This is a genomic window from Adlercreutzia sp. ZJ242, assembly GCF_011038995.1.
Classification (GTDB): domain Bacteria; phylum Actinomycetota; class Coriobacteriia; order Coriobacteriales; family Eggerthellaceae; genus CAAEEV01.
This window is the reverse complement of record NZ_JAAKEE010000069.1, coordinates 1-9,673: the sequence shown is the minus strand read 5'-3', so window position 1 is coordinate 9,673 and position 9,673 is coordinate 1. Positions and strand designations below refer to the sequence as shown.

General features: G+C 62.9%; 12 protein-coding genes. 6 read left to right on the top strand and 6 right to left on the bottom strand.

Annotated features, from left to right (window positions below):
• Positions 1-119: 119 nt before the first annotated feature.
• Positions 120-557 carry a thioesterase family protein gene (locus tag G7Y49_RS11290; RefSeq protein ID WP_165173880.1) on the bottom strand — a complete coding sequence of 146 codons (438 nt, stop codon included), beginning with the start codon at positions 555-557 and terminating at the stop codon, positions 120-122.
• A 34-nt stretch (positions 558-591) separates the two neighbouring features.
• Positions 592-1,476: a TatD family hydrolase gene (locus G7Y49_RS11285; protein WP_165173878.1), complete on the bottom strand. Its 885-nt coding sequence runs from the start codon at positions 1,474-1,476 to the stop codon at positions 592-594.
• A gap of 113 nt (positions 1,477-1,589) precedes the next feature.
• Between G7Y49_RS11285 and G7Y49_RS11280 the strand changes: the two genes are divergently transcribed.
• On the top strand, positions 1,590-2,540 hold the full coding sequence (locus tag G7Y49_RS11280) for an undecaprenyl-diphosphate phosphatase (RefSeq protein WP_165173884.1): 951 nt from the start codon (positions 1,590-1,592) through the stop codon (positions 2,538-2,540).
• 129 nt (positions 2,541-2,669) lie between these two features.
• On the opposite strand, the gene G7Y49_RS11275 is transcribed toward G7Y49_RS11280, so the two are convergent.
• Both G7Y49_RS11275 and G7Y49_RS11270 read right to left on the bottom strand, forming a co-directional pair.
• Positions 2,670-3,698, bottom strand: coding sequence for a 3-deoxy-7-phosphoheptulonate synthase (locus G7Y49_RS11275; protein WP_165173876.1), 1,029 nt, complete (start codon positions 3,696-3,698; stop codon positions 2,670-2,672).
• A 27-nt stretch (positions 3,699-3,725) separates the two neighbouring features.
• Complete coding sequence (locus G7Y49_RS11270) at positions 3,726-4,007, bottom strand: chorismate mutase (RefSeq protein ID WP_165173874.1); 282 nt, start codon at positions 4,005-4,007, stop codon at positions 3,726-3,728.
• Positions 4,008-4,186: 179 nt separating this feature from the next.
• Between G7Y49_RS11270 and rhuM the strand changes: the two genes are divergently transcribed.
• Positions 4,187-4,618 (top strand): RhuM family protein, encoded by a 432-nt coding sequence (rhuM, locus tag G7Y49_RS12545; protein ID WP_165173872.1) that lies wholly within the window; start codon positions 4,187-4,189, stop codon positions 4,616-4,618.
• A 133-nt stretch (positions 4,619-4,751) separates the two neighbouring features.
• On the opposite strand, the gene G7Y49_RS11260 is transcribed toward rhuM, so the two are convergent.
• Positions 4,752-5,576: a LysR family transcriptional regulator gene (locus tag G7Y49_RS11260; RefSeq protein ID WP_165173870.1), complete on the bottom strand. Its 825-nt coding sequence runs from the start codon at positions 5,574-5,576 to the stop codon at positions 4,752-4,754.
• 200 nt (positions 5,577-5,776) lie between these two features.
• On the opposite strand from G7Y49_RS11260, the gene G7Y49_RS11255 reads away from it, so the two are divergent.
• Positions 5,777-6,634, top strand: a complete 858-nt coding sequence (locus G7Y49_RS11255; RefSeq protein WP_241157401.1) for an aldo/keto reductase — start codon at positions 5,777-5,779, stop codon at positions 6,632-6,634.
• Between the two features lie 38 nt (positions 6,635-6,672).
• Positions 6,673-7,113 (top strand): cupin domain-containing protein, encoded by a 441-nt coding sequence (locus G7Y49_RS11250; protein WP_165173882.1) that lies wholly within the window; start codon positions 6,673-6,675, stop codon positions 7,111-7,113.
• Positions 7,114-7,455: 342 nt separating this feature from the next.
• Here G7Y49_RS11250 and G7Y49_RS11245 read toward each other — a convergent pair whose 3' ends face one another.
• Positions 7,456-7,773 carry a hypothetical protein gene (locus tag G7Y49_RS11245; protein ID WP_241157400.1) on the bottom strand — a complete coding sequence of 106 codons (318 nt, stop codon included), beginning with the start codon at positions 7,771-7,773 and terminating at the stop codon, positions 7,456-7,458.
• A 188-nt stretch (positions 7,774-7,961) separates the two neighbouring features.
• On the opposite strand from G7Y49_RS11245, the gene G7Y49_RS11240 reads away from it, so the two are divergent.
• Together G7Y49_RS11240 and G7Y49_RS11235 are read left to right on the top strand one after the other, a co-directional pair.
• Positions 7,962-8,966 carry a permease gene (locus tag G7Y49_RS11240; RefSeq protein WP_165173866.1) on the top strand — a complete coding sequence of 335 codons (1,005 nt, stop codon included), beginning with the start codon at positions 7,962-7,964 and terminating at the stop codon, positions 8,964-8,966.
• 10 nt (positions 8,967-8,976) lie between these two features.
• Positions 8,977-9,354 (top strand): thioredoxin family protein, encoded by a 378-nt coding sequence (locus G7Y49_RS11235; protein ID WP_165173864.1) that lies wholly within the window; start codon positions 8,977-8,979, stop codon positions 9,352-9,354.
• Positions 9,355-9,673 lie beyond the last annotated feature (319 nt).

The following is a 9,673-nucleotide window of genomic DNA, read 5'->3' as shown; positions in this document are numbered from 1 at the left end:
AGCGGCCGGGGTCGACGGACGGCCGCAGGGCGGCGCGGCCCGCGGCCCGCGCGCAGGGCGGCGGGCGCGCGCAGGGCGTTCGCGCGCCTTCTCGCCGCCGGCGGGCGCCTCGCCTCCGGCTACTCCTCGGGCTCGACCAGCGTGTTGTAGAGCTCGTAGAGCTCGGGGAAGGTGCGCTTGATGCTCACGGGCCGAAACGTCTCGCGCTCCACCGTGCATGCGGTGACGTGCCCGCTGACCAGCGGCTTGTCGTGCGCGGGGTCAGCCCCTTCGCGGTAGACCTCCTGCAGGTAGGTGGTCTTGGTGGGCGCGCTCCTCACCACGCGCGTGACCACGAACGCGCCCTCGCCGTAGCGCAGCGGCTCCCCGTACTGGATGTCCACGTGGAAGATGGGGCACATGTAGCCCGCTTCCTCGATCCGCTCGTAGGGAAAGCCGACCTTCTCCAAGAAGTCGGTGCGCGCGTCCTCGAAGTACAGCAGGTAGTTGGCGTGGTACACCACGCCCATCATGTCGGTCTCGCCGTAGCGCACCTTGATGGGGGTTCGAACTTGCATGAGTCTCGCTCCGTTCCTCGCGTCGTCCCTCCCATTATGGGGCAAGGCTGGGCTTTTTCGGCGCACATTTCGCTTGGGAGGCGGGTGGGGAGGAGGGGCGCGCCGCACCAGCGAGCACCCGCTCGCTCGTGACGGCGAGGGCTTCGGCGAGTTCGCGCTCGTCGGCGCCGCGGGCCTCGGCGAGCAGGCGGAGCGCCTCCTCGAGCTGGGCGCGCCACGCCGCGGCCGACCACGCCTCGCCCGCGCGGGCGGGGGAGTCGGTCTCCAGCAGCAGCTGCTTTGCGGGGATGGCGCGCGCGTAGGCGCGCCCGCGCTTGCCGGCGAGCATGCGCGGCCCCACCGAGAAGAGGCAGCCGGCGCGCACCGCGCGGGTGAGCTCGTCGGAGGTTCCCGAGAACCAGTGGAGCACGCAGGCGTGCTGGTCGAGGGCGCCTGAGCGCTCGAGCGCGTCGAGCACGTCGCTCGCCGCGCGCACCGCGTGCAGCGAGATCACCTTGGATGATGCGCCGGCGTCGTCCCCCGCCGCGCTCCCGGCCGCCTTTCCGCAGCATGCCGCCAGCGCGCGCTCGAGCGCTGCGCGTTGGCGCGCGCGGCGCTCCTTTAGCCCGCGCTCGCCCGCGAAGTCGAGCCCGACCTCGCCGATGAGCCGCGCCTGGCGCGCGAGCCTCTCGAACTGCGCGACCGCCGCGGCGTCAACGCGCCCGTCGGCCACCCACCACGGGTGCATCCCGAGCCCCACGCGCACGTTCGCGCTCTCCGCCAGCAGCTCGCGTGCGGCGACGTAGCCGGCAGGCGTCACGGTGCACGAGAGCGCGCGCACGCCGAGCGCCGACGCGTCGCGTGCGAGCGCCTCGGGGCTCGCGGCGAAGTCCACATGGCAGTGCAGGTCGTAGAGCGCGGGGCTCTTCGCAGGGCTCACGGGGCCTCCTTCGGTTCGTGTTCATTTGCTAGAGGTTGCAGGGCTCGTCGCCTTCCCATGATACGATGCTTCGGGTTTGCCTCAAGACGCGAAAGATGGTTTTCACCGTGGATATGATCGTAGAAGTTCTGAAAGCGCTGCTCATCGGCATTGTCGAGGGCGTTACCGAATGGCTGCCCATCTCGTCGACGGGCCACATGATCCTCGTTGACGAGTTCGTCAAGCTGCAGGTGAGCCCCGAGTTCCTCGAGCTGTTCCTGGTGGTCATCCAGATCGGTGCCATCTGCGCGGTGCTCGTGCTGTACTTCCACAAGCTCAACCCATTCTCCACGCGCAAGACGCCCGCCGAGCGCAAGGGCACGTGGCGGCTGTGGGGCATGGTGGTGATCGGCTGCCTCCCCGCCGCGGCCATCGGCCTTACGCTCGACGACTTCTTCAACGAGTACTTCTACAACGCCTGGACGGTGGCGATCGCGCTCATCGCGTACGGCGTGGTGTTCATCCTGCTCGAGCGCCGCAACCGCCGCCGCGAGGAGGCCTACCTCGCCTCCGTGCGCACCGAGCGCCCGCGCGGCCGCCATGCGCGCGTCGAGGCTGCGGCCCAGCTCGCCGACACGGCCGAGGACGTCGAGGCGGCGCTGTTCAAGGTGCGCACCGTCGACGAGATCGACTGGAAGACGGCGCTCAAGATCGGCTGCTTCCAGATGCTCGCGATCATCCCGGGCACGAGCCGCTCGGGCTCGACCATCATCGGCGGCATGCTATGCGGCTGCTCGCGCACGGCGGCGGCGGAGTTCACGTTCTTCCTGGCCATCCCCGTGATGTTCGGCTGGGGCTGCCTGAAGGCGCTCAAGTTCATCGTCGGCGGCCTGGTCATGAGCGCCACCGAGATCGCGGTTCTGCTGACGGGCATCGTGACGGCGTTCGTGGTGTCGGTGCTCTCCATCAAGTTCCTCATGGGGTACATCAAGAACAACGACTTCACGGCGTTCGGCGTCTACCGCATCATCGTGGGCGTGGTGGTGCTGGCCTACTTCGGCCTCAAGCTGGCAGGCGTCCTGTAAGGCGCGCCCGCGCAGGGCTTTGACGAGAGACGCGAGGAGGACCCGGGAACGGCAGGTTCCCGGGTCCTCCTTTCGCTATGTACCTTCGCGCGACCGCGTCTGCGTGCCCGCGTGTTTGCGCCCTGCGCCCTACAGGCGGTCGGCGAGCTCCTTCACCAGGCTCTCGGTCTTGTCCCAGCCCAGGCACGGGTCGGTGATCGACTTGCCGAACACGCCGCCGTCGACGGGCTGGTTGCCGTCTTCCAGGTACGACTCCACCATGAAGCCCTTCACCAGGCCGCGGATGGCCTCGTTGCGGCGGCACGAGTCGAGCACCTCCTTGCAGATGCGGAACTGCTCGAACGGCCGCTTGCCCGAGTTGTCGTGGTTGCAGTCCACGATCACGGCGGGGTTGCGGTACTTCTCGGACGTGTACGTCTCGGTGAGACGCTCGAGGTGCTCGTAGTGGAAGTTGGGGTACGTGCGCCCGTCGAGCCCGATGTAGCCGCGCAGCACCGCGTGCGCGAACGGGTTGCCCGGCGTGGACACCTCCCAGTTGCGGTAGATGAACTCCTGCGGGGCCTGCGCCGCGTAGATGGAGTTCAGCATCACCGACGTGGAGCCGGCCGTGGGGTTCTTCATGCCCGCCGGCACCGAGAGCCCCGAGGCCACCAGGCGGTGCTCCTGGTTCTCGACCGAGCGCGCGCCCACGGCCACGTAGGACAGCAGGTCGAGCAGGTACTGGTAGTGCGCCGGGTAGAGCATCTCGTCGGCGGTGAACATCCCCGTGCCCTCGATCACGTGCAGGTGCATGCTGCGGATGGCCTTCACGCCTTCGAGCAGGTCAGAGGGCGCCTCGGGGTCGGGGTTGTGGAGGAGGCCCTTGTAGCCGGTGCCCTTGGTGCGCGGCTTGTTGGTGTAGACGCGCGGGATGATGATGATCTTGTCGTCGACCTCCTCGGCGAGCTTCGCCAGGCGCGTCATGTACGCGAGGACGGAGTCCTCGCGGTCGGCCGAGCACGGGCCGATCACCAGCAGCTTGCGCGCGTCCTCGCCTGAGAGCACGCGTGCCACCTGCGCGTCGAAGAGCTCCTTCTTCTTCGTGAGCTCAGCTGACAGCGGCATCTCCTCGCGGATGTCCTTGGGGATGGGCAGGCGGCGCTTGAAGTTCATTGCCATGGGTGTTGCCTTTCCTCGCCGGGGCGCCTACGCGCTCGGCGTCTCCTTCATAACCTTCAGAAGCGTCTCGTAGATCTCGCGCAGCCCCTGGTCGTACAGGGGGCCTTCGCTGTAGGCGCTGATGCGCTCGAAGATCTCGCCCTCGCGCGCGGGGTCGTAGAGCTTCATGCCGAGGGTCGGCTTGAGCTCGCGGATGGCCAGGGAGTGGCCGGCGCGCTCGTTGATGAGCGCCACCAGCTGCCGGTCGATCGCGTCGATCGCGGCGCGGTGCGCCTCGAGTTCCATGCGTGCGTGGCTCGTGTCAGGCATGGTTCGTTCCTTCCTTGGGTTCAAGCGGTAACGAGAAACGGCCCCCGCCAGGCGAGGGCCACTCGTGTGGTGCCATGATAGCAAAAGGCTTGTCCGGGGCGGCGAACTTTTTCGCCCCGCCTCGCGGTTTTCCGCTTGCGGCCGGCTGTGAATGAAGCGTGATGTTGGGGTAGGAGGTGATGAGGAGTTCAACCTGTCAATCCCGATTATGGACATGGGCTGAGAAGAATGGGGAGTTTATCGAAGAGACGCGATCTACCGCGTTGCCGAATCCAACTGTCGCAAAATTTGCGACAGTTCAACTGAAGGGCGATCGGGAGGTGAGGCGCGATATTGAGTATTACAACCTCGACGTGGTCATCTCCGTCGGCTATCGCGTGAAATCCCAGCGAGGTGTTGAGTTTCGCCGCTGGGCCACAGACGTGCTCCGCAGGTACGCCGTCTCGTCCGCGGTGCGTGCCATTTGGTGTGATTCTTGGGCACGCTGGGGTTGTAGCGCAAGCACCGAAAAAGCTGACGTTGCTCGGCAGAGCGTTCTTCGGGTCGTTACTCGATCATGGGGGTTTGGCCGTACTTGCTCAGTTCGGCTATGTCGTGCATGTCGTGCTTGACGAGCAGGGTTCCTCCGGCTTTGCCGTTCGCGTTGGCAAGATGCGTCCAGCCGACCTCGTTGCCGTCCGAGTCGGCTTTCCTTTGCGCGTGCGGCGCCCGTTCGCCACAGGCATCCTTATGAGCATTCTTGCATTATTTGGCCCCGAAAGCCCTCGATCCCCTTTTGGCAGTCACGAAGAACGTCATGGACGCGGCATCCTCTGCGATGGGCACGCTTACGCGATTTGCGCGCTTTCCGAAAAGTTCGATGCCCCAGTCGGTGTCGAAGGTGGGAAGCGACGATGACCTCACAACCTCGAGATAGTCGTCCATTCCCTCTTGGTATATGAACCGCGCATGGGGCATGTGGTCGGGGCAGACATTGCCCCAAGACCCCAGAGCTTTGTAGACGAGGAAAACCCCGGTGTCGATCTCGTCAAACGTGACCGATTCCTTGAGCGCGAAGGGATGGGCGGGCAGAACGGACACATGAAGGTGCTCCGTGCCGAGCTCCCTGCACTCGAGATCGGGGTCATCGAGCTTGTGGGTGAGGATGATGTATTGGAACCGGTTGTCTTTGAGGCCGGTTATCAGCTCGCCTTCGTCTTCCTGGGTTACCTCGATATGGGCCGCAGGGAGATCCTTCAGCATCGCGCGCTTCAAAACGAGGCCCGGAGCTGGAGCACAGGTGCCGATGCTCACGAGGGTGGAGCCGTCCTGGTTGGCGCGCACATGCTCGACCAGCTCGTCTTCCAAGGCCAAGATCCTCTTCGCGTACTCGACGGCCATCTCTCCGTTCCCGTTGAGGCGGAGGCGGTTCTTCTCGCGAGTGAAGAGCGGCACCTCCAAGAGCTCTTCGAGCTTTTGTATGCTGCGCGTCAAAGTAGGCTGGGTTATATGAAGCTTCGAAGCCGCTTCGGACAGCGTCTGATATCGGGAGATTCCCACCAATTGCTCAAGAAGGTAGAGCTCTATCACGAAGGCACCTCGAACAGGACTTGTTCCGTCGTCCAGCCAGCCGTTCGCATCGTCTGGCTATAAGCATGACGCATAGTCCAAATCGCTCTATCGAAACTATACGCCGTGCGTATACCACTATACCTGATTTCGATTTCACAGGCCGCCTCGCATCTCCTATTCTTGAGAAATCACCGAGTCGACGACAGAAGGAGATGCCGATGGAATACGCGACTCTGCCCAATGGCCTGAAGATGCCCCTTGAGGGATTCGGGGTCTTCCAAATCCCCGATCTGAAGGAATGCGAGGACAGCGTCTACGCTGCGATCAAGAACGGTTATCGGCTCATCGACACCGCCTCCGCCTACGCTAACGAAGAGGCGGTGGGCGCCGCGGTCAAGCGAGCCATCGAGGACGGCATCTGCACTCGCGATGAGCTCTTCGTCACCACGAAGCTCTGGATCCAGGATTACCCGGATGCCGAGCGAGCCTTCAGCCTGTCCCTGGAGAAGCTCGGCATGGATTACGTCGACCTCTATCTCCTGCACCAGCCCATAGGCGACTACTACGCAGCCTGGCGCTCGCTTGAGGAGATCTACCGGTCGGGCAAGGCGAAGGCCATCGGCGTCTGCAACTTCTACCCCGAGCGCATCACCGACCTGTGCCTTCACGTGGACATCAAGCCCATGGTCAACCAAGTGGAATGCCATCCGTTCTTCCAGCAGAGCGAAGCTTTGAAGGCGGCGGAAGAATTCGGGTACACGCTAGAGGCTTGGGGCCCGCTTGCGGAAGGAAGCCACGGCATCTTCACCCATTCGGTGCTTACCGCCATAGGGGAGAAGCATGGGAAGACGGCGGCCCAGGTGGCGCTTCGCTTCAACGTTCAGCGCGGGATCGTCGTCATCCCCAAGTCCGTTCACGAGGAGCGCATCGAGGAGAACCTCGACATCTGGGACTTCGAGCTCACTGACGAGGACATGGAGGCCGTCGAAGCCCTCGACCTCGGCCATAGCGAGATCATCGACCACAACGACCCCGCCACCGCCAAGTTCCTGAGCTCTTTCAGCATCCACGACTAGGCTCGCTGCTATCCACCAAGATCGAGAAGGAGAACATGATGACCCGCATCGCCGATAAAGCCGAGTTCGAGAAGGAAGACACCTTCGGGATCGGCGCGCCCAACGAGATCTTCGCCCAGTATTTCGTGGGCGACTCGTTCCTGAAGCCGCTCAACGAACCGGGCTCCTCTCCCGTGTTCGTCGCGAACGTGACCTTCTCCCCGGGATGCCGCAACAACTGGCACATCCACCATGCGAAGGAGGGCGGCGGCCAGATGCTCCTTTGCACCACGGGCGAGGGCTGGTACCAGGAAGAGGGGAAGGAGGCCGTGAGCCTCACCCCCGGCACCGTGGTGGAGATCCCCGCCAACGTCAAGCACTGGCATGGCGCCAAGAAGGACAGCTGGTTCTCCCATCTGGCAGTCGAGATCCCGGGCGTCGATGCGAGCAACGAATGGTGCGAGCCTGTGACCGACGAGGTCTACGAGGGTCTCGAGTAGCTGATCTTGACGAGAGCCAGGAGCGGTGAACATGACCGAGAAAGAAAAAGTCCCAAGGTAAAGTCTTGGGGCTGGAGGCTCGGAAGGCGAAACCCGGAAAGACCTGGGTTTTTATGGCGACGCAGGAAGCAGGGTCGCCGACATGAAAAGCTCTCGCGGCCCTTGCGCACATGCGGAATTACACTAGCCTGACAAGCGTCGCCGACGATCGAGGCCAAAGCAACAGCAGCTCCACAGGGGGTTCTAAATCCCGGACTGGCGTGGTAGAATTCAATCACAGAGAAGCCGACTTGGGTGGAACAAAGCTGGGTCCCCGAATGGGGGTAGGCATCCTCGGATTGCTTAGAATTCCCTTGCTCCTGGGGTCGGCTCTTCTGCTGTCTGGCGGCTTTTCTTCTCCCTCGACTTGCGCTTGGAGAGCTCGGCTCGCATGCTGTCGATGACGTGCTCGGGGTCGCGGCGGATCTCCTGGAGCATTAGGTCGATGGCCTGCTGGGAGTATCCCCAGCTGGGCTGCTCACCGCCGAGGGACAGGTTGTACGAGTAGGCGTCGTTGCCCTTCATGTTGTAGAAGTCTACGAAGATGCCGAAGTGGAACGTGTTGAACTCCTTCGCCTCTCCCTTCACCAGGAGCGTGATCCCCTTCTTGGCAACATACATGGGCTCGAGGTCAATCAGCTTGGTCCCAGATGGCCCTTCGCAGCCACTGCATCACAACATCACCATCAGTTGATCTGCGCTGATCCCGCGCATCCTGATAACGCATTTCGATTAATGCATTGACAGATTTGAATATATAGATATACTGGCTTCAACGTATTGATGTTTGTCTATGAATAGGGTAGCGAATGGAAGCAATCGGAACATTTTTGATGGATCAAGTGCTCAAGATGCAGTGGCTATCCGATCTGGTGGCCATGCTCGTCGGCGCTTTCGGGCTGGATGTCGCCTCCCAATGGGGAGGAACGCTCCATTTCTTCATCTACGACACCATCAAGATCGTCATCCTCCTGTGCGTGATGATCTTCATCATCAGCTACATTCAGAGCTACTTTCCGCCCGAGCGCAGCAAGCGCATACTCGGAAGGTTCAAGGGCATCTGGGGCAACATCGTCGGAGCGCTCCTCGGCACGGTGACGCCGTTCTGCGCCTGCTCTTCCATCCCGCTGTTCATCGCATTCACCCGTGCGGGCCTCCCGCTCGGCGTCACCTTCTCGTTTCTCATATCATCTCCCATGGTGGACATAGCCTCCATCATCCTCATCATGAGCATCTTCGGGCCTCATGTGGCGGCCATATACACGATCGTCGGGCTCGCCATCGCCGTCGTCGGCGGAACCATCATCCAGCACCTGAACATGGACGACCAGGTTGCCGACTTCGTTCGCGGGGAGGCGGTGCAGGCCGGTCAGGCCGAGGTCATGACGAAGAGGGAGCGCGCGTCCTACGCGCTCGGCCAGACCGGCGAGACGTTCAAGAAGGTGTTCCCGTTCATCCTCGTCGGCGTCGCTATCGGTGCGCTCATCCACAACTGGATCCCCCAGGGCATCACCGAGGCCGTCCTCGGCGACGGCAACCCGTTCGCCGTGGTGCTCGCAACGCTCATCGGCGCGCCCGTCTACGCCGACATCTTCGGCACGATCCCCATCGCCGAGGCGCTCTTCGGCAAGGGCGTGGGGCTCGGCACCATCCTCGCGTTCATGATGAGCGTCACGGTGCTCTCGATCCCGTCGCTCACCATGCTCTCGCGCGTGGTGAAGCCCAAGCTGCTCGCCACGTTCATAGGTCTTTGCCTCATCGGCATGACCATAAGCGGATACCTCTTCAACTGGCTGCAACCCCTATTCGTGTAAGGAGAAGAAAATGGGTTTGTTCGGAAAGATGTTCGGCAAAGGCAAGGAAGAGAAGAAGAGCTGCTGCTGCGAGATGGAGATCGTGGAGGCGCCCGAGGGCGAAGAGACGACCGACGCCTGCGGCTGCGGACGCGGCTGCGAAGCGCCATTCGGCGACGCGGTCACGCTCACGGTGCTCGGTCCCGGATGCAAGCGCTGCCATGAGCTCAACGACAACGCGCTCGCCGTTGCGGCCAAGTCGGGCAGACAGGTGAACGTGGAGTACGTCACCGACCCGATCGCCATAGCCGAGGCGGGCATCATGTCCACGCCCGCGCTCCTCGTGGACGGCAAGGTGGTTTCCCAGGGCAAGGTGCTCACGGCTTCCGAGATAGAGGGGCTGCTGTAGCTGCTACGGCGACCGGGAAGGAGCGTGCCGATGAGCAAGAATAACGTTCGCGCTTGCGCTCATCTCCCTGGCCGTTGCCGCAGCCACGTCCAGTTTGGCCTCTGGCGAGGCGTTCGCTGTCATAGTTGGTCCGCTCATCGAGGTTCCTGCACTGATTATTTCCAATTTTCAGCCGCATCGATTTCGTAGCGAGCAACACCCGATTTCAGGACGAGCCGCATAACCTCCAACACCGCGATTTCAAGCAGAGCCACGCTTCCTATACTCGACTGGCATTGCCAACCAGATCGAGAAAGGAAGGTTCATCATGGCAAAGCAC

Coding starts and splice junctions, on each gene's coding strand:
- G7Y49_RS11290 (WP_165173880.1), bottom strand. CDS start 557: ATGCAAGTTCGAACCCCCATCAAGGTGCGCTACGGCGAGACCGACATG.
- G7Y49_RS11280 (WP_165173884.1), top strand. CDS start 1,590: ATGATCGTAGAAGTTCTGAAAGCGCTGCTCATCGGCATTGTCGAGGGC.
- G7Y49_RS11275 (WP_165173876.1), bottom strand. CDS start 3,698: ATGGCAATGAACTTCAAGCGCCGCCTGCCCATCCCCAAGGACATCCGC.
- G7Y49_RS11270 (WP_165173874.1), bottom strand. CDS start 4,007: ATGCCTGACACGAGCCACGCACGCATGGAACTCGAGGCGCACCGCGCC.
- rhuM (WP_165173872.1), top strand. CDS start 4,187: ATGAGGAGTTCAACCTGTCAATCCCGATTATGGACATGGGCTGAGAAG.
- G7Y49_RS11255 (WP_241157401.1), top strand. CDS start 5,777: ATGGAATACGCGACTCTGCCCAATGGCCTGAAGATGCCCCTTGAGGGA.
- G7Y49_RS11250 (WP_165173882.1), top strand. CDS start 6,673: ATGACCCGCATCGCCGATAAAGCCGAGTTCGAGAAGGAAGACACCTTC.
- G7Y49_RS11245 (WP_241157400.1), bottom strand. CDS start 7,773: ATGTATGTTGCCAAGAAGGGGATCACGCTCCTGGTGAAGGGAGAGGCG.
- G7Y49_RS11240 (WP_165173866.1), top strand. CDS start 7,962: ATGGAAGCAATCGGAACATTTTTGATGGATCAAGTGCTCAAGATGCAG.
- G7Y49_RS11235 (WP_165173864.1), top strand. CDS start 8,977: ATGGGTTTGTTCGGAAAGATGTTCGGCAAAGGCAAGGAAGAGAAGAAG.